27 protein-coding genes and 1 pseudogene are annotated in these 26,815 nt (G+C 48.1%); 12 read left to right on the top strand and 16 right to left on the bottom strand.

Translation table 11 applies throughout. The features are described 5' to 3' along the window. Window positions 1–44: 44 nt before the first annotated feature. From KXJ70_RS01400 to KXJ70_RS01390, 3 genes are read right to left on the bottom strand one after another with little or no spacing between them, the layout of a single operon-like run. A complete protein-coding gene (locus KXJ70_RS01400; RefSeq protein ID WP_219041672.1) occupies window positions 45–728 on the bottom strand; it encodes a response regulator transcription factor in 684 nt (227 codons plus the stop codon). 12 nt (window positions 729–740) lie between these two features. Further along, window positions 741–1,061, bottom strand: coding sequence for a PepSY domain-containing protein (locus tag KXJ70_RS01395; protein ID WP_219041671.1), 321 nt, complete (start codon window positions 1,059–1,061; stop codon window positions 741–743). Window positions 1,062–1,081: 20 nt separating this feature from the next. Next, complete coding sequence (locus tag KXJ70_RS01390; RefSeq protein ID WP_219041670.1) at window positions 1,082–1,594, bottom strand: glycine zipper 2TM domain-containing protein; 513 nt, start codon at window positions 1,592–1,594, stop codon at window positions 1,082–1,084. Window positions 1,595–1,703: 109 nt separating this feature from the next. Here KXJ70_RS01390 and KXJ70_RS01385 point away from each other — a divergent pair, with 109 nt between their 5' ends. Beyond that, on the top strand, window positions 1,704–2,327 hold the full coding sequence (locus tag KXJ70_RS01385) for a glutathione S-transferase family protein (protein ID WP_219041669.1): 624 nt from the start codon (window positions 1,704–1,706) through the stop codon (window positions 2,325–2,327). A 45-nt stretch (window positions 2,328–2,372) separates the two neighbouring features. On the opposite strand, the gene KXJ70_RS01380 is transcribed toward KXJ70_RS01385, so the two are convergent. After that, window positions 2,373–2,690, bottom strand: coding sequence for a hypothetical protein (locus KXJ70_RS01380; protein ID WP_219041668.1), 318 nt, complete (start codon window positions 2,688–2,690; stop codon window positions 2,373–2,375). A 148-nt stretch (window positions 2,691–2,838) separates the two neighbouring features. Between KXJ70_RS01380 and KXJ70_RS01375 the strand changes: the two genes are divergently transcribed. Genes KXJ70_RS01375 through KXJ70_RS01365 form a run of 3 tightly spaced genes read left to right on the top strand, consistent with a single transcriptional unit; the run spans window position 2,839 to window position 6,813 of the window. After that, window positions 2,839–4,884, top strand: coding sequence for a DUF3604 domain-containing protein (locus KXJ70_RS01375; protein WP_219041667.1), 2,046 nt, complete (start codon window positions 2,839–2,841; stop codon window positions 4,882–4,884). Then, the gene (locus KXJ70_RS01370) at window positions 4,881–5,801 is read left to right on the top strand and encodes a peptidylprolyl isomerase (RefSeq protein WP_219041666.1); all 921 of its coding nucleotides are present in this window, start codon (window positions 4,881–4,883) and stop codon (window positions 5,799–5,801) included. Before KXJ70_RS01375 ends, KXJ70_RS01370 begins: the two co-directional genes overlap by 4 nt. After that, entirely contained in the window at window positions 5,788–6,813 is a 1,026-nt protein-coding gene (locus tag KXJ70_RS01365; RefSeq protein ID WP_219041665.1) for a HupE/UreJ family protein, read from the top strand. The genes KXJ70_RS01370 and KXJ70_RS01365 overlap by 14 nt, the downstream gene beginning before the upstream one ends. A gap of 15 nt (window positions 6,814–6,828) precedes the next feature. Here the strand turns inward: KXJ70_RS01365 and KXJ70_RS01360 are convergent, their stop codons facing one another. Next, window positions 6,829–7,608 (bottom strand): hypothetical protein, encoded by a 780-nt coding sequence (locus KXJ70_RS01360; protein ID WP_219041664.1) that lies wholly within the window; start codon window positions 7,606–7,608, stop codon window positions 6,829–6,831. A gap of 96 nt (window positions 7,609–7,704) precedes the next feature. On the opposite strand from KXJ70_RS01360, the gene KXJ70_RS01355 reads away from it, so the two are divergent. Both KXJ70_RS01355 and KXJ70_RS01350 read left to right on the top strand, forming a co-directional pair. Further along, complete coding sequence (locus tag KXJ70_RS01355) at window positions 7,705–8,508, top strand: alpha/beta fold hydrolase (protein ID WP_255558157.1); 804 nt, start codon at window positions 7,705–7,707, stop codon at window positions 8,506–8,508. An 80-nt stretch (window positions 8,509–8,588) separates the two neighbouring features. Then, window positions 8,589–9,455, top strand: a complete 867-nt coding sequence (locus KXJ70_RS01350; protein ID WP_219041663.1) for a DUF2971 domain-containing protein — start codon at window positions 8,589–8,591, stop codon at window positions 9,453–9,455. Window positions 9,456–9,465: 10 nt separating this feature from the next. Here KXJ70_RS01350 and KXJ70_RS01345 read toward each other — a convergent pair whose 3' ends face one another. Continuing rightward, a complete protein-coding gene (locus KXJ70_RS01345; protein ID WP_219041662.1) occupies window positions 9,466–11,070 on the bottom strand; it encodes a GMC family oxidoreductase in 1,605 nt (534 codons plus the stop codon). A 97-nt stretch (window positions 11,071–11,167) separates the two neighbouring features. After that, window positions 11,168–11,956: a pseudouridine synthase gene (locus tag KXJ70_RS01340; protein WP_255558156.1), complete on the bottom strand. Its 789-nt coding sequence runs from the start codon at window positions 11,954–11,956 to the stop codon at window positions 11,168–11,170. A 133-nt stretch (window positions 11,957–12,089) separates the two neighbouring features. On the opposite strand from KXJ70_RS01340, the gene KXJ70_RS01335 reads away from it, so the two are divergent. After that, a complete protein-coding gene (locus tag KXJ70_RS01335) occupies window positions 12,090–12,593 on the top strand; it encodes an SRPBCC family protein (RefSeq protein WP_219041661.1) in 504 nt (167 codons plus the stop codon). A gap of 22 nt (window positions 12,594–12,615) precedes the next feature. On the opposite strand, the gene KXJ70_RS01330 is transcribed toward KXJ70_RS01335, so the two are convergent. The 5 genes from KXJ70_RS01330 to KXJ70_RS01310 form a co-directional block, all read right to left on the bottom strand. Further along, window positions 12,616–13,185: a YtfJ family protein gene (locus KXJ70_RS01330; RefSeq protein WP_219041660.1), complete on the bottom strand. Its 570-nt coding sequence runs from the start codon at window positions 13,183–13,185 to the stop codon at window positions 12,616–12,618. Window positions 13,186–13,334: 149 nt separating this feature from the next. Beyond that, window positions 13,335–13,745, bottom strand: a complete 411-nt coding sequence (locus tag KXJ70_RS01325; protein WP_219041659.1) for a secondary thiamine-phosphate synthase enzyme YjbQ — start codon at window positions 13,743–13,745, stop codon at window positions 13,335–13,337. A gap of 18 nt (window positions 13,746–13,763) precedes the next feature. After that, on the bottom strand, window positions 13,764–15,128 hold the full coding sequence (locus KXJ70_RS01320; protein WP_219041658.1) for a sigma 54-interacting transcriptional regulator: 1,365 nt from the start codon (window positions 15,126–15,128) through the stop codon (window positions 13,764–13,766). Further along, the gene (locus tag KXJ70_RS01315; RefSeq protein WP_219041657.1) at window positions 15,125–15,484 is read right to left on the bottom strand and encodes a hypothetical protein; all 360 of its coding nucleotides are present in this window, start codon (window positions 15,482–15,484) and stop codon (window positions 15,125–15,127) included. Before KXJ70_RS01315 ends, KXJ70_RS01320 begins: the two co-directional genes overlap by 4 nt. A 176-nt stretch (window positions 15,485–15,660) precedes the next feature. Further along, window positions 15,661–17,028, bottom strand: coding sequence for a sensor histidine kinase (locus KXJ70_RS01310; RefSeq protein ID WP_219041656.1), 1,368 nt, complete (start codon window positions 17,026–17,028; stop codon window positions 15,661–15,663). A gap of 451 nt (window positions 17,029–17,479) precedes the next feature. On the opposite strand from KXJ70_RS01310, the gene KXJ70_RS01305 reads away from it, so the two are divergent. Together KXJ70_RS01305 and KXJ70_RS01300 are read left to right on the top strand one after the other, a co-directional pair. Then, the gene (locus tag KXJ70_RS01305) at window positions 17,480–17,887 is read left to right on the top strand and encodes an EF-hand domain-containing protein (protein WP_219041655.1); all 408 of its coding nucleotides are present in this window, start codon (window positions 17,480–17,482) and stop codon (window positions 17,885–17,887) included. Window positions 17,888–17,948: 61 nt separating this feature from the next. Further along, a complete protein-coding gene (locus KXJ70_RS01300; protein WP_219041654.1) occupies window positions 17,949–18,524 on the top strand; it encodes an outer membrane beta-barrel protein in 576 nt (191 codons plus the stop codon). Window positions 18,525–18,708: 184 nt separating this feature from the next. Here KXJ70_RS01300 and KXJ70_RS01295 read toward each other — a convergent pair whose 3' ends face one another. Both KXJ70_RS01295 and bioA read right to left on the bottom strand, forming a co-directional pair. After that, the gene (locus tag KXJ70_RS01295; RefSeq protein ID WP_219041653.1) at window positions 18,709–19,530 is read right to left on the bottom strand and encodes an ion transporter; all 822 of its coding nucleotides are present in this window, start codon (window positions 19,528–19,530) and stop codon (window positions 18,709–18,711) included. A 6-nt stretch (window positions 19,531–19,536) separates the two neighbouring features. Further along, window positions 19,537–20,838 (bottom strand): adenosylmethionine--8-amino-7-oxononanoate transaminase, encoded by a 1,302-nt coding sequence (bioA, locus tag KXJ70_RS01290; RefSeq protein WP_219041652.1) that lies wholly within the window; start codon window positions 20,836–20,838, stop codon window positions 19,537–19,539. Window positions 20,839–21,051: 213 nt separating this feature from the next. Here bioA and KXJ70_RS01285 point away from each other — a divergent pair, with 213 nt between their 5' ends. Next, on the top strand, window positions 21,052–22,416 hold the full coding sequence (locus KXJ70_RS01285; protein ID WP_219041651.1) for a class II fumarate hydratase: 1,365 nt from the start codon (window positions 21,052–21,054) through the stop codon (window positions 22,414–22,416). 35 nt (window positions 22,417–22,451) lie between these two features. Here KXJ70_RS01285 and KXJ70_RS01280 read toward each other — a convergent pair. Beyond that, window positions 22,452–22,844: pseudogene (locus KXJ70_RS01280) on the bottom strand (thiol-disulfide oxidoreductase DCC family protein); the annotation flags it as partial. Window positions 22,845–22,955: 111 nt separating this feature from the next. Next, a complete protein-coding gene (locus KXJ70_RS01275; RefSeq protein ID WP_219041650.1) occupies window positions 22,956–23,618 on the bottom strand; it encodes an arylesterase in 663 nt (220 codons plus the stop codon). On the opposite strand from KXJ70_RS01275, the gene KXJ70_RS01270 reads away from it, so the two are divergent. Both KXJ70_RS01270 and KXJ70_RS01265 read left to right on the top strand, forming a co-directional pair. Continuing rightward, window positions 23,617–24,300 (top strand): ABC transporter ATP-binding protein, encoded by a 684-nt coding sequence (locus tag KXJ70_RS01270; protein ID WP_219041649.1) that lies wholly within the window; start codon window positions 23,617–23,619, stop codon window positions 24,298–24,300. The genes KXJ70_RS01275 and KXJ70_RS01270 overlap by 2 nt on opposite strands. Beyond that, window positions 24,297–26,804, top strand: a complete 2,508-nt coding sequence (locus KXJ70_RS01265) for an ABC transporter permease (RefSeq protein WP_219041648.1) — start codon at window positions 24,297–24,299, stop codon at window positions 26,802–26,804. Before KXJ70_RS01270 ends, KXJ70_RS01265 begins: the two co-directional genes overlap by 4 nt. The last annotated feature ends 11 nt before the right edge of the window (window positions 26,805–26,815 follow it).

The raw sequence follows: 26,815 nt of genomic DNA, 5'->3' as shown, positions 1-26,815 counted from the left end.
ACAATTAGTCGCCTGGTAATTGACTTGCCGCGCCGCTCCCACATTTAGTGCTGGGTTTCACTTAGCTCAAAGCGATAGCCGCGACCGCGTAGGGTCGAAATGGGCTTAAGCGCGTTATCCGGGTCAATTTTTTTCCGCAAGCGCGCAATAAATACTTCGATCACATTGCTGTCGCGATCAAAATCCTGATCGTATAAGTGTTCTGTTAAATCGGTTTTTGAAACGACTTGCCCGCTGCGCATTGCAAGATATTCAAGGGCATTGTACTCGTACGCCGTTAGTTCGACGGCGGTATTGTTTAGCAGCGCACGCTTTGCACCGGTATCGATAGTGATGCAACCAAATTGTAATTGTGGGCTGGCAAAACCCGCTGAGCGACGGATCAGGGCATTGGCTCTGGCCATCACTTCTTCTATTTGGAACGGTTTTGCCACGTAGTCGTCCGCTCCGGCTTCTAGACCCTCGACCTTGTCTTGCCAGCGATCTCTGGCGGTGAGGATTAAAACCGGGAATTTGCGACCCTCTTTGCGCCACTGCTTAATAATACTTATGCCATCAATGCCGGGAAGTCCCAGGTCTACCACCGCTAGGTCGTAGGGGTTTTCTTGGCCGAGAAATAAACCCTCGTTGCCATCTGCCGCCGTATCACAGGCATAGCCTGCACGCTCAAAATTACGGTGTAGTTGCTCTAGCAGTAAACTTTCATCTTCGACTAGCAGAATACGCATGGTTCAATTCGCTCAATCATTAATAATGACATTTTTAATCTTGCCGTTATCCTGCAGTATGCGAACACTGTAGGCCGTACCGTTACCGCTGTTAATTTTTTTGGCTCCGACGGCGCGGCCACCATAGCGTTGCTCGGCAATTGAAATTGCCTCATTCACGCTTAGTCTGCTGCGGCCGCGATCATCCAAGCGCTCGACTTTGCCCCGGTCGGGCAGACCTAAGCGACCACCTAAGTTACCGAGCGGATTGGCATTGCTGTGCACCGCGATTACGGCTGCAATGAGAAAAATGGATATTCGCATTGGTAGTTTACGTTGCGAAGTAAGGTTCATAGAACTCCCAAACATCTACATTAACCACGGGGTGTGATGTTCACCTCGATTTCGATCTCCCTACCCGGATTATAGGGCAAGCGGGTGTGATAAATCTCGCCTTGGTAGCGATAGCTTACATCATAGCCAACAACTTCTTCTCGCCACTCTTGGTGATGCTGTGTTTCACAGCGATCGATGGTTTCGTAGTGACTGTTACTGCGGCCTCTAGAGATGTCTGCTGCGACTGTTGCGCCAAGAACCGCGCCGACGACGGTGCCCACCCGCTTGTTACTTTTATGATGCCCGAGCTCGTTGCCGAGTGCACCACCGATGATAGCGCCAAAGATCGGTGCAGAGCTGCTGCGGTCGTGGATGACGGTTTCTTCGCGCCAACATTGCTCCGTCGGTCTGGTGTATGAGATCCGTTCGTAGATCGCTTGCACATGGGTAACTTGTGCATACTGTGTATGTCGTACACTGTCTCTGCGGTGATCAGCTAAAACCGAGGTGGAGCAGACGAGAATAAGCGGGATAACGGTATGCTTGAACATGGCATATACTCGAGAACTATTGGTAGTATCCAGCATAGAGCCCTTTGGCTTAACTAAAGCTGAACCATATACACCCCATGTGCATTTTAATAATATTTAGGAGAAGTCGGTGAAACTATATACCTATGCTTTAGCACCAAATCCGCGCCGAGTGGGTTTAATGATGAAATACAAGGGCATCGAATTAGAGACCCAAGAGATTGATTTAGCGGCGAAGGAGCAGTTTTCGCCGGAGTTTAGTGCGGTAAACCCGCGCTTAACTTTGCCTAGCTTGGTTTTTGACAATGGCACGATCATATCCGACACAATCGCGATTTGCCTGTATTTGGATGAGGTCTATCCTGGAGCCTCTGTGTTTGGTCAATCGAGTTTAGAGCGAGCGCAAGTTATTGGTTGGTGCCACCGCATCTTTTTTGAAGGTTTTTCCGCCGTAGCAGAAGTACTGAGAAATAAAGGTGATGCCTTTAAAGATAGTGCTCTACCTGGGCCTTTAAAAATACCTCAAATTGTTGAGCTGGTTGAGCGTGGAAATCTGCGTATTTCAGCCTTCTTTGAAGCAATGAATGATGAAGTAAGTAATCGAAGTTATTTGGTGGGTGATTCATTGACTCAGGCCGATATTGATCTCTATGTTGTGCTGGGCTTTTGTGGCTGGGTACGGCGTAAAATTCCGGAAAATTGCCCTGAGCTTCAAGGCTGGTATGACGCTAAAAAAGCGTTTTTTGGTGAATAAATAGAGATAAGGCGAAACCAACGTTCCGCCTTATCTATGTTGCCCTTATAAGCCAAAAAATACTTTCACTCGCGTATTGAACGCGGGCTCATAGTGGTGGCCACAATGCCTACTATGCACGTGTCGCGAATAGTAATGCTGGTTGTAGTGTCTGCCGTGGTAGTAGTGATGACGGTCATTGTAGTATCTATCGCCGTGATGATAGCCGTATTTTTTGTAGTGTTTGATGTGGCCGTGATGTGGTGCTTTGCCGTGATACTGATAGCGTGCGTCAACGTGGGCGCCACTGCGATGATCAGCGAAAGCACTATTTGCTGCGAGGCCTAAGCTAGCAATAAGAATTAAGGCTTTTGTCAGTTTCATAATGACGCTCCTGTGAATGAATACAGGGTCATAGTCACATAGCTTGCCTGAACGATTCCTTAATAATGGCCGTATTGTAAATACGGTGTTTCTACATAATAATAGTGCTGCTATAAAAATGATATTATACAACAGGGAAGGGTAGCTGATGCCAATTTTTGCCTCGCTTGAAGTGGCGGCTTTTATGAGAGTTGGTCTTTTTCTTGTTGTTGGCGTTTTCGGTGCTGCGCAGGCAGAAGTTCCTTCTTCTGTAAAAATATCTGATAGTGATCTTAACCGTGGCGAAGTTCGCCAACCCTGCTTGAATAGTGATCCTCAGCGTCAGGTTTTTTTTGGGGACACCCACGTCCATACCAAATATTCGTTAGATGCCGGCACACAAGGTACCCGTACATCACCGGCTGATGCCTATCGCTTTGCTCGCGGCGCAGAGATTGGAGTGCAACCGTGGACTGCGGACGGCAAAGCGCTGCGTCGTTTGCGTTTGGACCGACCTTTGGATTTTGCCGTTGTCACCGATCATGCAGAGTTATTTGGTGAAGTTGAAATTTGTCAGGTTCCCAGCTTTGAGGCTTACAGCAGTTGGCAATGCAAAATTTATCGAGAGGCTCCTCGGCTAGCCTTTTTCCTTTTTAATACCCAGTCTTCTCGCGGTAAACGACTTGGTATGTGTGGGGAGAATGGTGACTTATGCCGAGATGCGGGGCTGAGGCCTTGGCAGGAGATTCAACAAGCCGCTGAGGATGCATATGATAGAAGCGAGAATTGTGAATTTACCAGTTTCGTCGCCTATGAATGGACCGGTGCTTCGGCAAATCTTGCAAATTTACATCGCAATATTCTCTTTAAAAATAAGCAGGTCCCAGTGTTACCCCTAAGCTTTGTTGATACGCCATCTGCACCGTTGTTGTGGGATGCGCTTGACCGTGAATGTGTCAATGCCGGAACAGGCTGTGAGGTGCTCGTTATTCCGCACAACTCAAACCTGAGCGATGGCTATATGTTTAGTTTGGCGCGCGATGACGGTAAGCCAATTACCGTTGCCGATGCAAAGCAACGGGCGCGTTTGGAGCGCTTGGTTGAAGTAATGCAGCATAAGGGTAGCTCGGAATGTTATTACGACCCCTTCAACAGTGCTGATGAACTTTGCGCTTTTGAGCAACTACCATACAGCAGCTTTTCCGATAAATTTATTGGTAAAATTCTACCGTTCGTGAGTAAGGCACCGCAGCCAAATGGGGGCTTCATTCGCGAAGTACTGCGCGATGGGCTTGAGCAAGAGCAGCGATTAGGGGTAAACCCATTTAAACTGGGGTTTATTGCCAGCTCGGATACGCATATTGGCGCGCCTGGCGCGGTTGCTGAAAAGGGCTTTTTGGGCCACGGCGGTGCCGGTGTGCCCGTTGGCGATACGGTACCAGAAGGCTTGCCCGACGATTTAGAGTTTAATCCAGGTGGTCTCGCGGCGGTGTGGGCTGAAGAAAATAGTCGCTCGTCGTTGTTTGAGGCCATGCAGCGCAGGGAGACATATGGAACCAGCGGTCCACGCATCAGCTTACGGTTTTTTGGCGGCGATGCCTCACTGCCAGAGGATATTTGCGAGCGCAGTGATTATGTCGCTCAGGGCTATGATCACGGTGTTGCAATGGGCGGTGATTTACTTTTGGACGAAAGCGCTGAAGCGCCGGTGTTTACGGTCTTTGCAAAAATGGATGCAGGTCGCACTGGCCGTTCTGGCACGCCGTTGCAGCGAATTCAAATTATAAAGGGCAGCGTCAATAAAGAAGGCCAACGCGACGAAGTTGTGATCGATATTGCTGGTGATACCGACAGTAGCGCAGGTGTTGATTTGCAAAGTTGCGAAACGCAAGGTAGCGGGCATGCCCAGCTTTGTGGTCGCTGGCAAGACCCTCAGTTTGATCCAACAGAAAATGCTTACTATTATGCGAGAGTGCTAGAGAATCCGACCTGTCGCTGGAGCCAGCAAATATGTATTGCGGCAAAAGTTGATTGTAAAAATCCCGACACGATAAAGCCGGGATATGAGCAGTGCTGTTCGGCGGCGCATCGACCTGTTATTCAGGAGAGGGCGTGGTCATCGCCAATATGGTATTCGCCGAGTGGAGACTTGAGTGAGGTGGTTAGTAAGGCCGGCGTAAATAATGAGAATGTCACGGCCGAGGTCCAACCTTGAGACAGCTAATACGGTCACGGCTGCTGCATTTTACTATTGTTGGTTTCGTTTTATATGTCGTTAATGGCCATTTTGAGCGTCAAAATCAACGCGTATTGACGTGTCTGACACCATCGCAGAGGGCGGTATTAACGGCTGATTGGGCTCAGGTTGTTGGTCGCGCGCCAACCGCGAATGAATTGTCGCAACTAGTAAATGTCGCCTTAGATGAGCAAATGCTGGTAAGCGAGGCGATGTTGCAGGGCTTGCATAAATCTGACCAGGTTATTATTCAACGGCTGCTGCGGGATGCGGATTTCCTGGGTATTAAAGGTGATAGCCAAGACAAAATTGATGCGGTGTTGGCTACGGGTGTCGCGGCTGGCGACGAAGTTGTACGCCGCAGATTGATACAACTTATGCAGCATGCAAGTGCGCTTAATTTATCGGGACTTGCACCATCAAAAGACGAGCTGGATACGATTTATAGCCAGAGGCCAGATCTTGGGGTGGTTCCTCTGCGGCTAAGTTTTGAGCATGTCTTCTTTGATTCTAGTCACAGCAACGCGCGCGCACGCGCTGAGCAGATCTTGCGTGAGAACACGCAAGATAGCGTGCGCGGCGATGTGTTTTTAGATGGGAATCATTTTTCTAATCTAAACCGCGTAGCTATCACCTCAAAATTTGGTGAGGATTTTAGTCTCGCGCTGGCCAGTTCGGCGAAGCCGATTGGCTCCTGGTTTGGCCCACTGCAATCGGCCTACGGATTTCACCTGGTTCGCATTAAAAATAGGAATGAAGCTTACCGCCTGTCTTTTGATGAGCTAGCGCCTGAGCTTGAGGAAATATGGCGACGAGAACGTCAAGCGCAGGCTTGGAATGCCTACGTCGAGGAATTGCGTGACAACTACAAGGCGGATTGTCATGCGGCAATTTAGTGTGCTTTTAGTACTTCTATGCCTGATGAGTAATGTGAATGCCCACAAGCTGGCGCCATCGCTTCTTGAGATGAGGGAGCTGCCTGGCGGATTGATAGGCCTTTGGTGGAAAACGCCGGTGTTGGCAGCGAAGGTGCCGACGGTAGTTTTACCTGAGTCTTGTCAAGTTATCGACCGTCAGGATCAGACTGTGAGTGAAGGTGCAATTGAGCAGCGGTATTCAATGTTATGCCATAAGGCGACCGCATCACTCGAGTTTGCAATCGAAGGGCTTACTGCATCCCGTTCTGCGGCTTTATTGCGTTGGTATAGTATCGGTGGAGACGAGCAGCAAGCCTTGCTTAGCTCTGATGAAGATCGCTTTTCACCCGCTATGCAGGGCAGTGGTGGCTCGGCAATATTCCAGTTCACCAGTTTAGGGTTTAAACATATTCTTATTGGGCTTGATCATCTGCTATTCGTATTGGGTTTGCTGTTAATTGCGAGTAAGCGTTATCAGCTTTTGGCCTGGATCAGCGCTTTTACGGTGGGCCATAGCATCACCTTGTTTTTGGTTAGTATTGGTTTGATCCCCCATTGGCCAGACTTAGCCGAGTGGCTTATTGCGGCGAGTGTTTTAGTGATGGCGCTGTACGCTGGTAAATCGGTAGCTATTAGCAATACTAAGCGAGGTGGTAAATGGTTTATCGTTTTGGTAGGCGCTTTTGGCTTGTTGCATGGATTAGGATTTGCGTCGGTCTTAGACGAACTTACGGTGTCTAGCACTGATATATTGCCGGCATTGCTGGGCTTTAATATCGGTATCGAGATGGGTCAGATCTTTTTTATTGCCATGGTTGCGGCGCTCTTACTCGCCGTTCGGTGGACTCTGGCTACTATGCCGTTACGGCGTGTGGCGCTATTGTCTGTCGCTCGGACGGCGACAATATACGTGATGGGGTCGGTGGCGGTGTTCTGGATGATTGACCGTGGCCTCAGTTTGTTTGAGGCCACGTTTCGCAGCATTTATTAGAGTGGTTGAAAGGTATTACGGCTTCTGTGTCGCGTCGACGTCATTCGCTGTCTTCGCCGCAGGTGGTTTGCCGGGATAATTTTTCATTTGAATGAGCGGGTGGAAGGCCAGTTCTATGCCTTCGTCGATATTGTTACTGCGACTGAGAATCTTTTTGCGTCGCACAAATCCCTTGTCAGATTTGCGGGAGTCGATGCCGTGCAGGGTATCTATGCCGCCGCGGCTGGAAAATAACGGTTTGCCTTCAGTGGTGTAAATCGTCACAACCAAGGATGCACCCTTAATCACCTGAGTCCAATTGAAGTCTGTCGGAACACTGGATGTGGCTCCTTCGGTAGCCGGTTCCCGTGTTACGCCGTACCAACGCGCATAATGCTTCATGCCTGGACTGTGTTGCACATCGTGCTCAATAAGGTCGGTAAATATTACTGCATCAATGTCCTTTTGTGATTGCAGGCTCTCTAGCGTTGCAGCCATTACTCGTTGCCAACCGACGGTGTCTACTTTACCGGTGGTTGGGTCGTAAAAGTTTCCGTAGCTAAGTAAGGCTTGCTGCCATGCATTGTCGAATAGGTGGCTAGGAGCAAGTGTCATGCCATTTGCTTTTAGGTAGTCTTCAACTCGGCCGTCTACTTTGTCGACACTGTCACGCAATACTGAACGGGTCGGTTCCCCGCTGATGTTTACTGTTGCAAGAATGACTTTCTTAAGTGGTTTTTGTTGAATGTCTTCACGACTGATAAAATAGTCGTAGGCGGTAGGATTAAAATCAGTTGAACTACAGCCTGTGGCCATAACCGCGCCGATAAGCGTCAAGATAAGTAGATATAGTCGCACAATAAGCCCTTTTTTATTAAAAATGCCTGCGCATTCTAGCAATGGCGAAAGACGATGAGAAGCGAACATATGCCCAGAGCAGTGCAGTTACATACCGAAGTAAGTGGAAGTGGGCCAGTTAGCGTTGTTTTACTACACGGTTTGTTTGGTTCAGCGAGTAATTTAATGTCTGTTGCTCGCAGCCTTGAAAGTCATTTTACGGTTGTTCGCATGGATCTGCGCAACCATGGTAAATCTGCCCACAGCGATCAAATGGATATTCCGGCGATGGCGGAAGACGTTATTGCTGCAATGGATGTGCTGGAAATGCCACGTGCGCATTTCTTGGGACATTCCCTCGGTGGCAAAGTTGCAATGCAAGTGGCAATAACTCATCCAGAACGGGTGAAGCGTCTCATAGTCGCTGATATCGCGCCTGTGCGCTACGGACGTGGGCACGATGCAATTATTACTAGCTTGCTAGCTTTGGAATTGCGGTCACTTAAAAATCGTGAGCAGGCTGATCAGCTGTTGACGAAGTCGGTGCCAGAAGTCGCGATACGCCAATTCTTACTCAAAAACTTAATGCGCGACGGCAAAGACGGTTGGGCGTGGCGGATGAATTTACCTGTTATCGCGGAGCTGTACGATAATTTGCGCGACGCACCCTCAGCCGAACCTTTTGACGGGCCAACCTTGTTTATTCGCGGTGAGCTGTCTGGTTACATTCGTGACGAAAATCGTGCGCCAATGATGCGTCAATTTCCGAATATGTACTTTGAAACCATCGCCAATGCCGGTCATTGGCTGCACGCCGAGTATCCGCTTATATTCAATGGCTTAGTTAATGAGTTTTTACGGGCAGACGAGGCGGCGTAGTCGACTTTTATTATCGGTGCTTAAGAGTGGGTGTCATCTTGCTGTGGTAAAAAAGGCGAATGTCGAGGCGAGGAGCTAATATGATAAGTACGATCACCGAAACTTTGTTTTCCGAGCCGCCACAAGAAACGCTATACCATTACACCTCATTGAGTGGTGTGCTGGGTATCATCGGCAGTCAAAGTTTGTGGGCTAGCGATATTCGTTATATGAATGACTCTGCCGAGCTGCGTCATACTGCAGACCTGGTTGCTAATGAAGTGGCTAGTCGAATCGATGCAAGTCATCGGCGACCCCATTTATTAACGAGCTTTCTCGATTGGGTTAAGCACCGCATAACCAATGGCCACATCTTATTCGGCGCATCCTTCCGCGCAAACGGCAATTTATTAAGTCAGTGGCGCGGATACAGCGCTGTCGGCAAAGGGGCCAGTTTGGGATTTAATCCAGCGACGGTAGCAAGTTGCGCGGCAAAACAACATTTTCGTATGGGGCGCTGTATATACGATCGATTGGAGCAGCAGGTGTTGATCGCTCAGGTCGTTGACGCGGTGGAAGTGTTGGCAGATGGTATTGAAGATGGCGTTGAGCGAGAAGTTTATCACCAGTTGTTTGAACATTTAGAAAGCGATTTGTTGCGCTTGGCTGCGATTCTGAAGCATCCTTCTTTTGAGGAAGAGCAAGAGTGGCGCCTGGTGTCGCCTGTGGTGTCAGATTACCGGCAGGCTGCGGTTAATTTCCGCGAAGGCCGCAGCATGTTGGTACCTTATATTAGCTTTTCTTTAGTGGCTGACGACACTGACGCAGTGGATTTAGATCATGTGTATTTAGGCCCCACTCCCAATATCAGCTTGTCGATGAACTCAATGAAAATGTGTCTTGCCAAGCATGGTATTCGACCAGCGAACGGTATCGAATACTGCCAAATTCCCTATCGTCAAAATTAACAACGCCTCATTAAGCGGCGCCGTTTTCACCCAAAATAAAGTCTGCGCAGCGCTCTCCAATAAGAACGGCCGTCGCATTGGTATTGCCGGACGGTATCGTTGGCATTATCGAGGCGTCGGCTACCCGAAGGCCATCGATTCCATGTACTTTAAGCTTGTCGTCGACGACAGCCATCGGGTCGTTCCCCATTTTGCAGGTACCGACTGGGTGATAGACCGATTCTCCAGTATTTCGTATAAATTCGAGAATTTCCTCGTCGCTCTGTACTTCCGGTCCAGGAACGAGTTCTTCACGGCGGTGTTCGTTAAAGACGGGGGCTTCGAAAATAGCGCGGGTCTTGCGTACCGCTGCAATCATTTTTTTACGGTCGTGTTCTTCAGCCAAGTAATTGTGAAGCAGTGCTGGGGCATCATTGGGGTTATTGCTGCGAATATGTACGCTGCCGCGACTTTTAGGGCGAAGATAGCACACCGTCGCAGTGGTGCCAGGCACTGTTATCATTCGACCATTTTCATCTTGGGTGCCTGCAGCTGGGGTGAAGTGAATTTGTGCATCAGGCCGTGATTCAGCGCTATCTGTTTTAAAGAAAACCCCAACCTGCGAGGCGGGGTGCACAAGCATCCCTTTGCGTTGAAATGCGAGTTTGGCAAACGTAACCAGCATTGCTAGGGGGCGAGAGTCTTCATAAAATGTCTTTAATCCCATGAAGGAGCGCTGGGTGTTCACAGTGAGGTGGTCTTGTAAATTTTCACCGACGCCATTAAGCGCAGTGTGAACCTTGATGCCGTGTTGCTGCAGAATAGCCGGGTTGCCGACACCTGAGAGTTCTAACAATTGCGGCGAATTGACGGTGCCTCCGCACAGAATGACCTCGCGGTGGCAACGAACGTATTGCGACTTGCCGTTATGGGTATACTGCAGTCCGTTTGCCTGCCTGTCTTTAAATGTAATACGGCTCGCCAAGGCTCCCGTGATGACGGTCAGATTCTCGCGTTCCATTGCGGGTTTTAAGTATGTTTTCGCGGTACTTTGGCGCAAACCATTGCGGATATTCACTTGGTAAAAGCCGGCGCCTTCTTGATTTGCACCGTTAAAATCGTCGTTTGCAGGTATGCCTGATTCAGTAGCCGCCTGTATATACATGTCGGCAAGGGCATATTTGTCGCCAACGTTATCTACCCACAGCTTGCCGTCGCTGCCGTGGAATTTGCTGGCGCCGTCGGTGTTATGCTCGCAGCGTTTAAATATTGGGAGTAAATCGTCGTAGCTCCAATTTTTGTTGCCTAGTTCCGCCCAGTAATCGTAGTCCTCTCGCTGGCCACGGATGTAAACCATACCGTTGATTGAACTGGAGCCGCCCAAGAGCTTTCCTCTGGGCTGATCTATTCGTCGATTATTCATATGGGGTTCGGGTTCGCTTTTGTAGCACCAGCTAAACTCGGGATTCTTCATGGTGAATGCAAACCCGAGAGGGATATGCACCATGGGATGACTGTCTTTTCCTCCAGCCTCCAACAACAACACAGTGTGCTCGCCGCTGGCAGACAGGCGATTTGCCAAGGCGCAGCCGGCGGATCCCGCACCGACAATGATGTAATCGTAATGAGTGAGCATGATTTTATTCCGCTGTAACTGGTCGCAACTCAGAGAGGTTGATTACGAATATATTGTTATTGCCACTACCATACGATTAGCTAATTGCAGATGTAAGTTATAATTTTGTAACCTTTTGTTGGAGCCACTCTTTTGGCAGTGAGTCCCGCCATCCAAAGCGGGTGATTAAGCCTGCAAAGTGGTGGTCAATGCTTGCGTTTATTTTGATTGGATGCCCCGTAACCGGGTGTAGAAAGCATTGCTGCGCGGCGTGAAGCAGCAGGCGAGGGCAGTCGAGCTGCTCGGCGAAATACCGATTGTGCCGTCCGCGGCCATATTTGGCATCGCCAATAATAGGGTGTGAAATGTGCTTGAGGTGCCGTCGCAATTGATGGCGACGCCCAGTATGGGGCTGCAACTCCACCAGCGAATATCGTGATTGGGGATAGGTTTCTATTTCAATGTCGATTTGGTGTTTGCCGAGTAAGCGAAAGTCGGTGATAGCAGCTTGCGCTTCGGCTGTTTTGCTCTTGGCGATGCGCTGATCAGTCACTTCAGTCAAGGCGTGATTGATATGGCCAGCATCGGGGCAGTGACCTCGGACTACAGCGATATACGACTTCTTAATCTGTTGCTCAGTGAAAATTTGACCTAAATCTCTCGCCACCTCCGCGTTAAGGCCGAATAGCAGGACGCCTGATGTTGGTTTGTCTAAGCGGTGGGCTGGGTAAACGTACTGACCAATCTGGTCGCGGAGTATTTGAATGGCAAACCGAGTCTCGTGACGATCAATAGGGCTGCGGTGTACTAAGAGTCCACTGGGCTTATTAATCGCGACGATATGTTCATCTTGATACAGAATGTCGAGGATGTCCGATGCCGGCCGAACTGGGTTGTTTTCTTGCATTTACAGTGGAACCTTAGATGAAGACTTTGTCATTTTCACGTTCTTACCTTGTTTGAGAATTACCGGCAGTGTTAGATTCCCGCCTATAGGCATTTCACCCAAATCGGTGAAAGAACGCTTTTGGAGAACTCGCGTGGTAGTCAAGTACCCTTGTAAAACCGTCGACATGACATTTTTCGATACGGCCCCCTTTCGCTATGTGGCTGAGGTAGAGGTGAATGTCAGCGCCGCTGACGTATTCGCATCATTTGAAAATGCCGATGATTGGCCGCGGTGGGCTATGCCTATCCAAAAAGTGGAATGGACAGCGCCAAAGCCCTTTGGTATTGGCACAACACGCACAGTTAGCATGATTGGCGGTCTTGTCGGCTACGAGGAGTTTATCGCGTGGGAGCGTGGGCGGGAAATGGCTTTTTGTTTTACCCATGGCAGCAAGGACAATATTGAGTCATTTGCTGAGCGCTACGAGGTCGATGCGGTAAATGAGCAGTGCTGTCGCGTGCGCTGGACAATGGCAATGAAGCCAAAGGGCTTTAGTAAGTATTTTTTACCCGTATTCAGTCCCGCTATGCACCTTGGGGTTAAGGTAATGCTCCGCAAGTTTGCGCGTTTAGTTGAGGGCCGCCGCTGCTTTTAGCTTGACGCGGCCCCGCTGAGGATCAGCTTTTACTCTTTGCAATTTCCTCGTCCAGCATTGTAATAATGGTATCAATGTCACTCTGCGTAAGTTTGCCTTGTTTTAGATAACGAATTACTCCTTTGCTATCTACAAGTATAAAAGCAACGGTTCCCTTTTGTAGTTCCCAAGCTGCAATGCCACTGCCTTTGTCGTCGGCGACAAGTATGGCTTTAGGGTGTTCGCGTTTGTTCTTCTCTAATTCACTTCCGACAAATCCAGCAGTTCCCCATAGCGCATCATTTAGATTGATGACGCTAATGGATTGAAAACTGCCTGGCTCATAGTCTTTTGCATTTAGACGTTCTTTCAGTGGAGCAATAATTGCGTCGGAAGACATTCTTGCGGCAACATGGAAAACAAGCGCTGGTGTACCTTCGGTGATTTGCTGAGTCGACCAAGGCTTGTGTTGTATTTTGCTTCCATCAATGATCAATTCACCTTTTGTCGGTACGCTGAAGTCCGGCAAGGTGCCACCGATCTCGATTGCATTGCAAAGGGCGGTACTAGTAACAAGTGATAGACTCAATACAATGTTTTTAAAACTTATCATGTCGCGCTTCCCTGATATGTTATTTGCGAATAAATTTGGGTGAGAATACCACAGCGTTTGAAACACAAAGATGACGCTTAGTTCATAATTGATATCTCACGGACAGAGTTTAAGACCAGCAGCTTAACCTTAACTGAATAGATCTTTAGTTAACTGCCAATATGCAGAATGACATTGCGATTTGATGGTGCATGGCGATGTTCCCATAGGTAAATTCCCTGCCAGGTTCCCAATGCTAGTTTGCCGTTAATAATTGGAATTGATAGTGAAGACGCGGTTAGCGACGCCTTGATATGCGCAGGCATATCATCACTGCCCTCTAGCGTGTGAGTGTAAATTGGATCGTGTTCTGGGACGAGGCGGTTTAACCAGTGTTCTAAGTCTTTGCGTGCACTGTCGTCATAGTTTTCTTGAATAAGTAAGCTTGCCGACGTGTGCTGTATAAATAGGGTGCACAAGCCATTTTGCTTATTGAATAAACGTGAAATGGTTTCATTCACCGTGGTGGTAATACTGTGTAAGCCTTGGCGAGAGACGAAAAAGGTGAGTTGTTCGATCATGGTAATGTCCACTTGTTATTACTTGCCGGCCCTTTTAGCTGAGCGTTGAACATCGGGATCAAGCTGATGCTTTTTTATCAGTTTATGAAAGTCCGAGCGGTTGCGACCGGCGTGTCTAGCTGCATCGCTAACATTACCCTTCGTTTGAAACAGTAGCTTCTGTAAATATTCACGCTCAAAATTTTTGCGCGCTTCGGTTAGTGAAAGATTATCAACTGGAGACGCTTTCACTTGCGGCAGGGTAGCAAGTATCTGCGCTTCGCCAATAATAGGCGAGGGCGCCAATGCAGCGGTTTGTTCTACGACATTGTTAAGCTGGCGAATATTTCCCGGCCAGTGATATGCCATCAGCGCTTCTAACGCAGCTGGCGAGAATTTTTTACATACACCGCCGTTTCGCTGAGCAATGCAATTTAAAAAGTGCCTAGCCAATAATTGAATGTCAGCGACCCGATCGCGCAGCGCAGGTAGGTTTAGAGATGCTACATTGAGGCGGTAGTACAAATCCTCTCTGAACTTGCCATCAGTTATCGCGGTTTCGAGATTCTGATGTGTCGCCGATAGAACACGAACATTGATAGCGATATCGTCGTGACTTCCCACAGGTCTTATTTTCTGTTCCTGCAGAACGCGAAGCAATTTAACCTGAAGCTGTGCTGGCATATCGCCAATTTCGTCAAGAAACACTGTGCCACCGTCGGCACTGGCAAACAGTCCCTTATTGTCGCGACTGGCGCCGGTGAACGCGCCTTTTACGTGGCCAAATAGTTCAGATTCTAATAAATCTGCCGGAATCGCGCTGCAATTGATAGCGATAAATGGCTTGTCAGCACGTGGACTAAATGCCTGTAGTGTACTTGCTAGAAGCTCCTTGCCGGTGCCGCTTTCTCCGCGAATTAAAATGTTGATATCACTTTGCGCAAGCAGTTTTGCCTGTTCAAGGAGCTGCAACATATTTGCGCTGCAGGTAATAATTTTGCTTGTCTTTGTTTCTGGCGTTGTATCATGGTCACTAAGCCGCAAGGCTTGTTGAATACTGCTTAGCAACTCATCCTTATCAACTGGCTTGGTCAGAAAGCTAAATACACCTTTTTGGGTCGCACTGACGGCTTCTTTAATTGAACCGTGGGCTGTCAATACAATCACGGGGATACTGGGGTAGTGTTGTTGAATGTTTTCAAAAAGCTCAATGCCATTCATACCGTCCATTCGCAAATCAGAAATAACGATATTCACACGTTCAGACCCTAGTTTTTTTAATGCACTCTCGCCACCGTCAGCGCAGCTGACATTAAAGCCGAGTGCATTCAAGCGTATAGAGAGTAATTGCAAAACGCCCGGATCGTCATCGACGAGTAATACATTTATACCGTCTGTCTTCATTGCTGGCTCCCCGATGGTGATGTGGCGTCGTTATTGATCTGAGTTTCTATGTCGCTGATTCCGTCTATCGTTTGACGGAGTTTTTCTTTGAATACATCTCGATCTTTTTGCAATTGGAGCGTGCTCTTATTATCGGCATCTATCAGCATTAGCAGCGAGTGCTCAGCTTCGCTTAACAATTGACTATTAACGGATTGGATTAACTCCTGACTCTTTTCGGCATTCTGCTGCGGTTCGCAGCTGCTTAATATAATTCGCTGAAGAATACTGTCATTACTACCTTGATTGGCAAGGATCTTGTCAATTTGTGTGCGCTCGTTCTCGGGCAATAGGCACCAGGCGAGACGCTTTTCCAAGAGTGCCACGACTGGCGCGATATTAGCGCTACGTTGTGGTTTTTCGCTAGTGTTACTGATCACCCGATTTTTTGAGGGTGTTGGTTCTTTTTGATTAATATTGTTGCTCGGTGTTGAACAGGCACTTATCAATGCAAAAAATGCGATTGTTAATGTTGGCCTTATTGTATATTTCATCATATGTTTGGGAAGTAGAGTGTGAACTCTGTACCTTCATCCTTTTTTGATTTTAGTGTTAAGGTGGCGTGCGCTTGTGTTACGCAGGCCTTTACTATGGCAAGGCCAATGCCGCTGCCTTTTAGCGAGCCTTGCCGTTTGGTTTTGCCCTGGTAGAACGGACGGAAGATTGCCTCTTGTTCATCGATATCTATTCCTGGTCCGTCGTCGCAGACCTTTAGCCACCAATGACTGAGCTGCCCATCATTTTGAATGCTGAGGTCAGGCATGCCGAATCTGTCAATGTCACATAACCCCCATGTGACCGTAATAGTGCCACCGGTTGGACTAAAATGGATGGCATTAGATAGTAAGTTGCTTAAAATCATTTCGACTAATTGGGTGTTGCCGGTTACTGGCACAAGCTCTTTGCTACATAGAAATTTAAAGTCAGATTCAGGTAAGAAGCTTCGGTAGCGAGCGATTAATTTTGTGCACATTGCACTGAGATCGATTTGCTCGCTGTGGGCGTCGACCCCTTGAGAGATCGCGTTGAAATTTAATAACTGTTGAATTAGCTCTTGTAGATTTCTGGCCTGTATTCGAAGTATGTCTAGTACTGCCATTTGTTGCTCGTTTATAGAACCAGGTATTTGCTCAGCTAGCAGCGACTGTGCGTCCATAATTGCAGCGAGAGGGCTTTTTAGCTCATGGGTTATATGTTGTGTAAATTGTGCTTTCTGCTGCTCTGTGGTGAGTAATTGGATGCGCATCCATTCAAGCCTATGGCCAAGTTCGATCAAGTCAGATGGGCCCTTAATACTAATTTTTGTATCCCACTTGCGCTGTCCAAGATGATGAATTGCGAGTGATAATTTACTAATTGATCTATTTACGATCATAGAGCTTGCCCCTAGTAGAAAGAGGCTAGCGGGCAGGGCCAGTAAACCGGTTACAAGAACTCGCCAAAGCACGTTGTTTAGTTCTTTCTCGGAATTGCTCAATGCGCTTTGGATTGCAGTCGTTAGTTGCTCGCTTAACATCGCGCTATTGTCTTTCAGTTCCTTGTATAGTGATTCAAGTTGCTTTGCATGATCGCCTTCAGCATTCTTTGCTGCGTTCCCTATCTCTGAGCTGGTTTCGGATATGGTTTTAATAGTTTTGTTATTTTTAAACTCTGGTAATTGGGATTTTATGTTTTTGATACTTTCTTCTAGCTGAGACTGTTTAATATTTAAAATTTCTAAAAAGCTCGATTCTTGGAGAAGCTGGAATTGCCTTGCGGCGCGTTCAATTTCCTTACTTAGCTCCTGAACGGAAATGCTCAAGTGTGAAATTTGAGCTTGCTGCATGACTAAACGCTGCTGCGCTCGAGCTTGTGAGCTCATCTCCCACACAGCGTAAGTCACCGCGACAATCAGCGGTAACATGGAAAAGAGAGCTGTTCCTATCCATTGCTGAGTAAGGCTTCTATTTTTACTAAGGAATATAAAGTTCACCTTTTCTTGGCTTGTAAATCGTGTGTTTCTAAAAGCAGACTATCTAAGTTGTTGAAATTTATGAGTAAAAAAAAATAATAATCATCTTGTGTTGCATAATGCCAACGGTTTGACCGTCACTTTCTATGTTTAGTTCTTATCAATATATTAAGTTATTGAATTTAAAGTATAAATAATTTTGGCATGAGGGTTGCTCTGTACCTGATTGACAGACCATGAAGTCAGTTTTTAATAGCTAAGTATTGGGGTGTCGATTTACTAGGTTGTTCAATTTATTTTTTTTAAATCACAACTTGTTCTGATTTTTATATCAGATTGGTATTTGTTAAGGAGAATTATGATGAATAAAATAGCAGCAGTTTTTGCCGGCGTAGCATTTAGCTCATTTTGTATTGCGGCACCACTGTCGGGCGCAGTAGAAGATTCTGGTGTGGGCTCTTCACAAGGTGGTGTGGATACCAATGTGCAACAAGATACCCAACAAAATGGAGGTATGGGTAGTTCGAGTATAGGTACGCAAACCCAAATGCAAGGCGGTGTTCAAGGTAGTAATGATGCTAGTAGCGCTATTTTTACTGCACTTGATCAAAATGGTGATGGTTCGCTAGATGAGAAGGAAGCGAAATCCGAGCAGGCACTTAGCCAACATTTCGCTGTCGTAGACAGTAACGCTGACGGCGCCGTTAGTCGTGATGAGTATATGTCACGTCGTCAAGCAATTCAGGATCATGAAGAAGAAGCAGAGTAATTTGTGATCTTAGCGGGCCTTTGGCCCGCGCTATTATTTGAAGAACTACAGAGGAAGAATTATGCGAATATTAAATACAAAGGATTTGATTGTAGCAGCTGTACTTTTTTCTGGTGTCACAGGTGCGTCTACCGTTTTTGCAAACCCGACAGCCGGTCCACATGCTTATATCGGTGCAAACTACGGTGGTTATAAAGATCGTGGTGGCGACTTTGATGAGGATGATGATTTTAAAGAGGCGATAGTGGGCGCTCAGTTAAATCAGTTTCTGGGTTTGGAAGCGAGCTATATTGATTTCGGGTCCTTCGGTGGCGATGTCGGCAAGGCGGATATTGACGGTTATGGCTTGGCGATCGTCGGTCGTTTGCCCATCACAGAACAGCTTGGCATTTACATTAAAGGCGGTCAGTTATTCTGGGACGCGGATGTTCGGGTTGCAGGATTGAAGCAAAGTTATGATGGCGACGAGCCGTTTTATGGTGTCGGTGCAGATATTAAGGTGAGTGAGCACTTCGTGGTGGCCTTGGAATACGATCGCTATGAAATCGATTTAGAAGACTCTACTTTGCCGGCACCCGCGTCAAATTGGGAAGGCGACATGGATACTGTCAAGCTCGGTGCGCGGTTTCTGTTCTAAAACTTCAGCTTGTCTAGGACTTTAGCCGGTCTAAGACAGAAGCCTGACTTATTAAGCACGCTGTTTAATAAGTCAGATTTTGTCTGAAGCACAATCTTGAATTTCTCTCCCCTCTTTGTTGGGGTGAGGCAGTTCCCTCAGCCAGTCGCGATTTTCCCCTCATCTTTGCGGCTGGCCTTTTTTATTATCCATACGGTGGTGTGAGTTTTTCACCGCAATGCTTGCAATAGTTAGATTCCTTTTCGTGACCAAATTTTTGACAGCTATCACATTTCCGGCTGCTCATAGCACGCTGGCTTTCTTGAATTAATTCGGCGCTGAGAATACCAGTTGGGATCGCTATGATTGCGTAACTGGTAATCATTGCAATAGAGGCAATAAACTGACCGAGTGGGGTGCGGGGTGAAATATCGCCGTATCCGACAGTGGTAACGGTGACAATGGCCCAATACATACTTCGCGGTAGACTGGTGAAACCATTTTTAGGACCTTCGACAAGGTACATTAAAGAGCCAAACACAACGATGACCGTCAGCACGGAGATTAGAAATACCGATATTTTTCGGCGAGATGAATTCAATGAACGAATTAAGACATTTGCTTCGCTCATATAGTGTAATAATTTAAATACCCGAAATACGCGTAGTACCCGAAATATTCGAATAACCAATAGATGTTGAGCGCCAGGTATGAAAAACGAGAGGTAAGTCGGTATTGTGGCCAACAGATCCACCAAACCGTAAAAGCTAAGGATATAGGCTTTGCGGTTTGGCGAGCAATAAATCCGTGCTGCGTACTCCAGAGTGAATAACAGAGTGAACAGAACTTCAGCGGCAAATAAATATTCACCGTATTTTTGATTTATTTCGGAAATAGAGTCGACGAACAGTGCGGCAACACTGATTAAAATAACGACCATTAAGAATATATCGAAATTGCGTCCCGCGCCTGGCTCAGTGCCAAAAATAATCTCGTTTAGCCGTGCCTTAAAACTTGCTTTTGGCATGGGTTACTATTCCTCTTCCGCCACAGCAGCCACAATTTGTCTGCAGAGATAGGTCAAATCTTGATCGCTAATAATATACGGAGGCATGGTGTAAACCAGTTTGCCGAAGGGGCGCATCCAAATACCTTTTTCGATGAAGCGAGCTTGAATGCTGGTCATATCAACCGCTTCTTTTAGCTCGATAACACCGATAGCGCCAAGGCATCGCACTGCAGCCACTGATGACAAAGGTAGGGCGTTGGCGAGCTCCTCGCAGAGTATACGCTCAATTCTTTGTATATTCGTTTGCCAGTCATCGGCTAGTAAAAGATCAATGCTGGCATTGGCAATACTGCAGGCGAGGGGATTCCCCATGAATGTTGGGCCGTGCATAAAGACACCCGCTTCGCCATTGCAGATACCTTCGGCAATACGATCACTGCAAAGCGTTGCGGCCAGTGAGAGATAACCACCTGTTAAGGCCTTACCTACGCACATAATGTCGGGGCTGATGCCAGCATGTTCGCAGGCAAATAATTTTCCTGTGCGACCAAAGCCGGTGGCGATTTCATCGTGTATTAGCAGGACGTCGTATTCGTCACAGAGTGCGCGGAGTTGTTTCAAATAGTCGCCACTGTAAAAGCGCATGCCGCCAGCACCTTGGACTATCGGTTCGACAATGACGGCAGCGAGTTCATGATGATGTTCTGCTAGGACGGCCGTCATTTCTGCGAGGTCGCCGTCATTGGCGGCTTCACCGAAAGCCGTTCGTGGTGATTCAACAAACAGGTGCTGTGGCAGCACTTTCGTAAATAAGTGGTGCATACCGGTGACGGGGTCACACGTCGCCATCGCGCCGAACGTGTCGCCATGATAGCCACTGCGCAGAGCGAGTAATCGGGTTTTGTGTTGTTTGCCAATGGAGTACCAGTATTGCAGGGCCATTTTAATGGCGACTTCAACGGCTACTGAACCCGAGTCTGAGATGAATACTTTGCTTAGGGGCTGGGGCGTTATGTCGACCAAGCGTTTTCCCAGTGCAGCTGCCGCAGGGTGAGTGATGCCGCCAAACATAACGTGGGACATATCATTGAGCTGTGTATTTGCCGCCGCATTGAGTTTGGGGTGATTGTAGCCGTGGATGGCGGACCACCAGGATGACATCCCGTCAATCAGCTCTGTGCCATTTGCGAGTGTCAGTCGCACCCCTTTTGCGGAAACGACCGGGACCATTTTTGCGGGATTTAGCATCGATGAATAGGGATGCCAGATGTGGTCTTTGTCCCATTGAAGCCATTGTTCGGTGCTGGCATTGTGGTAGTCGGTCATTATTGTCCCCCTGTGAATTGTCGTTATTTTAAGCATTTAGACGAGATAACACGAGTGCGCCGATATTCTGTGAAGGATTCGGCATCATTTGTGCGCTAAGGTAATAATTGCACGCTTGTTTAGCGCTAGGATTTTGCTAACGGAACGCATATAAAGTTGTCACTATCAGTGAGTGACAATGACAGTGTTTAGAGTGAATAGGACGGAGCGAGTATGAGCGAATACCGGATTGAACGCGACAGTATGGGTGACGTACAGGTGCCGAAGAATGCGAAGTACGGTGCCCAGACCCAGCGTGCGCTGAATAATTTTTCGATTAGCGATCTCACCCTGCCCAGTGACTTTATTTCAGCAATAGTCCGCATAAAGCGCTGTGCGGCGATGGTAAACCGGGAAGAGGAATTATTGCCTGAGCCGATATTTCAAGCCATTAGCAATGCCGCAGACAGGGTGTTAGCCGGTGAGTGTGGCGATCAATTCTCCGTAGACATCTTTCAGACGGGGTCGGGTACTAGCACTAATATGAATGTAAATGAGGTTCTCGCAACCTTGGCGGCCGAGCAAAGCGGCTTGGCAATTAGTGCAAACGACCATATTAATATGAGTCAGAGCAGTAATGATGTGATTCCTAGCGCTATCCATATCAGTGCGGCGCTGGCAATGCGTGATCGCTTGCTGCCTGCCCTTGAGCATTTAGAGCTGGCGATTCGCGATAAGGCACGCAGTCTGGACACGGTGATTAAGACTGGACGTACCCATTTAATGGACGCCATGCCGTTAACGTTGGGGCAAGAGTTAAATGGGTGGGCGGAGCAAGTGCGCAAATCCAGGGAGCGTCTGCAGGATGGGCTGAAATACCTAAGCCAGCTCGCGCAGGGAGGCACAGCCGTCGGCACCGGTGTAAATGCACCGGATCTGTTTGCAGAAAAATTTTGTGCGGCTATAAGCATTGATACCGGCATCGGATTTTCTCCTAATCCGTCTTTGTTTGAGGCCTTGTCCTCGCAAGATACCGCGGTGGCAGTGTCTGGGCAGCTTAAGGTGCTCGCGGTCGCACTGCTTAAGATGAGTAATGATCTGCGATGGATGAATAGCGGGCCACTAGCAGGTTTATCCGAAATTCGCCTAAGTGCATTGCAGCCTGGGAGCAGTATTATGCCGGGTAAGGTCAATCCGGTTATTCCCGAGGCGGTGGCGATGGCATGTGCGCAGGTGATTGGCAATGATAGTTGCATCACCGTCGCCGGCCAGTCAGGGAATTTTCAGCTAAACGTGATGCTCCCGCTGATCGCCTACAACCTGTTGCAGAGTATTCAGTTAATGAGTAATTCCAGTCTGGCCTTGGCTGATCAGGCCATCTCAGGCTTCGAGGTAAATAATGAGGTGTTGGCTGAGAGCGTTGCCAAGAACCCGATATTAGTGACAGCTTTAAACCCTGTTATTGGTTACTTGGCCGCCGCTGAAATTGCAAAAAAAGCCTATGCAGAAAAGCGTCCGATATTAGACGTTGCTGAAGAAATGACTGATTTGACCCGAGAACAGCTTAGCGAATTGTTGGACCCGCTAAAATTGGTATGAGTAGTGTTTAAAGACGCCGCTTGTAGGAGATAAATTTACTGATTGTGGATGTTTAAAAAACGCAATTCGTGGTCCGAGTGTGGCAGCGTACAGGTCGAATATTTGCCGAAAATGGCATAGCGATTTGAGGCAATGAAATCGTAGCAAAAATCCCTCGCCCCACGGGGGATTAACTTGAAAATGACAAGTAGGCGCCAGGGGTAGGGCATGGTAGCCATAATACGTAGGAACGCCGTACTCTTTTGGTAAATTTGGCCACTGTCCAGATAGTACATGGTCTTGTACTCACCCTCTGGTTCATCGATTCGCAGCTGATAGTGATCCATCAGTAAAACGCCTTCTCTGGATTGTACTGATGCGAGTTTGAATTGCTTGGCCTTGTCGTACCGAATGATAAAACGGCTCCAAGCATGACAAAGCTTGCATACGCCATCAAAAACAAAATCACCTTATCTGCGGTTTGGAGTAAGCTTCTTTCTTTTACGGAGCGCATTGCATTCTCGCTTTTAATGACTGGCGAATCGGTGGCTTACAAAAACTTAATCCAGCATGTCTCGCAGTGAGGGTAATACGTTCTGTACTATCAGGGCTTGTGCATCAGCTGTCGGATGAATGCCGTCGCTTTGCATTAGCTTGCGGCGGCCTGCAATGGACTCAAGTATAAAGGGCACCAGCGGCACCTTGAGTTTGTCGGCGAGTTGAACATAATTTTGCTCAAAGGCGTCAGTATAGCGTTTGCCGTAATTTGGTGGGATTTTCATACCCAGTAATAGCACTTGAGCACCAGTATTAGCGCTTTGGGTGATCAATGCGTGTAAGTTTTTACGTATGCTAAGGATGGGGTAACCGCGCAGGCCGTCATTGCCACCCAGTTCAATGATGACAATGCTGGGCTTGTGCTCTTTAAGTAACGGTGGCAATCGCTGTAATCCGCCAGCCGTTGTTTCACCGCTAACGCTAGCATTAATGATGGTGACGCTATCTTCTAAATCATTTTGCAAGAGTTGTACCCAGCCTTCTTGCTGGCGCATGCCATACGCGGCACTAATGCTGTCGCCAAGAATTAATATTTTATGTTGGCTTGGATCATCGGCATAGGCGGCCGGTACACATATTACTAGGCTAATTAGGCTAGTAAGAAGAGTGGTTCGCAGCAGTCGATTAATACCGCGTGAGTATATTAGGGAAATAAATTTCATCATGATTCGTGTCAATAATCTCTGTAAAACGGTTGTCACTGGCGGCCAGCAATTAGACATACTGAAAGGGATCAGCTTTGAAATCAAGGCGGGTGAGAGTGTTGCCATTGTTGGTGCCTCCGGTGCGGGTAAGTCGACCTTGCTTGGCTTGCTTGCCGGTCTCGATAACGCCAGCAGCGGTGATATTTATCTGCACGGAAAAAATATTAGTGTGATGGATGAAGATCGGCGCGCCGCGCTGCGAGCGCGCCATGTTGGTTTTGTATTCCAATCCTTTCAACTCTTACCTGGAATGACAGCTCTTGAAAACGTGATGTTACCCCTTGAGCTAGCTGGGCGCCCTGATCCAGTCGGCGAGGCAAAGCAGTATTTAGACAAAGTCGGCCTGGCTGAGCGCGGCGGCCACTATCCGCGCGTGCTGTCTGGTGGTGAGCAGCAACGAGTTGCCTTAGCTAGAGCATTTGCCGTTGAGCCGGATATTCTGTTTGCCGACGAGCCGACGGGTAACTTAGATGAACACACAGGTCAGCGTATTGTTGATTTGCTCTTTGCGCTAAACAGCCAAAGCCAAACGACTTTGGTTCTGGTTACCCACGAAATGAATTTGGCCGAACGCTGCGATCGGATTCTGATCATGCACGATGGTCAGCTGCGCGAAGAATCCGTTGTGAGCTCGGCAATATGATTGTTCGGGGTATGCGCCATTTAATTAGAGCGTGGCGCGGCGGTGAGCTCGGCCTTTTGGGATTTTCACTTGCCTTAGCGGTTGCGATTGTAAGCGGTATTGCCGGATTTTCAGACCGTTTGAGTCGTGGTATGGAGCAGCAAAGTCACCATTTTCTAGCGGCAGACCGGGTGTTAAAAACGTCGCGAACAGTGCCTGATGTCTGGCTGAGTACCGCTAAGGACTTCGGACTGCGCACTGCGAAGCTAGCCAGTTTTCAATCGATGGTCTATGCCGGCGACGACGCAATGCAGTTAGCATCGATAAAAGCGGTCTCAGACGACTATCCGCTGCTAGGAAACGTTGGTGTCAGTGTCGAACTTTTCGGCGCAGCGGATATGCGCTCATCCGGTCCGAAGTCAGGCGAGCTCTGGATGGACTCGCGGCTATATGCATTGCTTGATTTGCCGGTGGGTGGCGAGGCTGCGGTGGGCGAAAAAAGTTTTGTGGCGACGCAAGCCCTTATTAGTGAGCCTGATCAGGGCAATATGAATGAAATGTTGGCGCCACGCGGCATGATTAATTTCGCTGATTTAGCAGCGACTGGTGTAGTGCAGCCCGGTAGCTTGGTTCAATACCGCTATTTATTTGCCGGCACGGAAGAGCAACTTGCTCGATTTGAACAATGGCTGGAACCGCAATTAGAAGAGGGGCAGCGTTGGCAGGATGTCCGCGATGGTCAGCCTGCGATGGCGGCAACTCTGAAACGCGCTGAGGGATTTTTGCTATTGGCGGCAAGTCTTGGTGTTGCTTTAGCTGGCGCCGCTATTGCCTTGGCGGCTCGTCGTTACGGTGAAAGAAATACCGATAATGTGGCGATTATGAAAGCCCTCGGCGCGAGCAGGAGGCAGGTGCTTAGCCACTATGTTACGCAACTTACTCTATTGTGCGCAGCAGCGATTTTAGTCGGTGGAACTGCCGGTTATGGGTTGCAATGGGCATTGTTTGCAAGCTTGAAAGAATTTATTTCAGTCGATATTCCCGTCGCAAGTTGGCGTCCGCTCATTGTCGGTGCAGTCACGGCTTTCGCCTGCACAGCCGTGTTTGCGATGCCGCCGGTGTTTGCCCTGAGTAAAGTCTCTCCCCTGAGAGTGCTGCGCCGCAGTGATGAAGATAGCAGTGCGGGCTTGCTGGCTAGTGCTTTGATCGGTGTTGGTGGTCTCGGCTTGCTGATGTGGTGGTATAGCGATGACGTGTTTATGAGCGCCGCAGTATTGCTTGCCACCTTGGCAACAGGAGTTTTAGCTAGTGCATTAGTTCTATTTGCCATTTCGTTCGCTAGGCGCAGTTTTCTTGAGCGTGCGGCTGGCGCGTTGCGGATCGCTTTGGCAGCGATATATCGGCGTCGTGTTGGCAATGCCTTTCAAGTGGCGAGTTTTGCATTGTCGCTAATGGTGCTTAGCTCCCTCGGCTTGCTGCGAACCTCTTTGCTAGAGGACTGGCAATTGCAGCTACCCGCAGACGCCCCGAATCATTTTTTAATTAATATCCAGTCCTCAGAAATTGCGGCACTGGAAAGTTTCTTTAAACAAAATGCATTGAAGGACGCCGGCTTATTTCCTATGGTTCGAGGTCGCTTAACGCATATTGATGGTCAAAATGTTAGCGATATTAAAGACATTGAGGCCAGTAGTGGCGGTATAAATCGAGAGCTCAATTTAAGTTGGGCAAAGGATTTACCTGATGATAATTCACTGGTGTCAGGCAGTTGGTGGCAAGATCTTGCGCCAAGTAACTCCGCTGGTGGTGATATAGTCCCAGTGTCAGTTGAATTAGAGCTCGCTGAAAAACTCCACCTTAAATTGGGTAGCGCGCTGTCTTTTAATATTGGTGGGCAAGAGCTTGAGGCCCAGGTGAGTAGCATTCGCCGGCTGGATTGGTCGAGTATGCGGCCTAATTTTTACTTTATGTTTCCGCCACAAAGTTTAGAGGTGTATGCCGGCAGCTATATCACAAGCTTTTATTTGCCAGCTGATAAAAAAGCCTTACTCAGCGATCTGCTACGCCAGTTCCCGACCCTGACACTCATTGAAATTGATGGCGTTATTCTGCAGATGAAAGCCGTGGTGAGCCAAGTCAGTACCGCCATTGGCTTGGTGTTGGTACTTATCGTAGTGTGTGCTTTGTTGGTTGGTGTGGCGAATGTGTTGGCGAGTCTCGATAGTCGCTTACACGAAAACGCAATTCTACGGACCCTTGGTGCCAGTAAAAAATTAATAATAAGAGGGCTAATGCTTGAGTTTGCAGCGGTGGGTTTGTTGTCGGGTCTCATTGCCGCAGCGGGCAGTAATATTGCGCTGAGCGTTTTGCAGTACTGGGTGCTTGATATGGATGTGACGCTGCACGCGATTGTATTTGTTTTTGCGCCAGTGATCGGGGTGCTGACAATGTGCTCTTTGGCGTGGCTGTTATGCCGTCAACTTGTTACCCAACCTCCGCTCGTGGTTCTCCGCCAAACGCGCTAGTAGTGACAGCG

Origin of the sequence: Zhongshania aquimaris, assembly GCF_019312595.1 — a bacterium.
GTDB lineage: Bacteria > Pseudomonadota > Gammaproteobacteria > Pseudomonadales > Spongiibacteraceae > Spongiibacter > Spongiibacter aquimaris.
The sequence above is the reverse complement of the archived record's forward strand: the minus strand, read 5'-3'. Positions and strand labels throughout refer to the sequence as shown.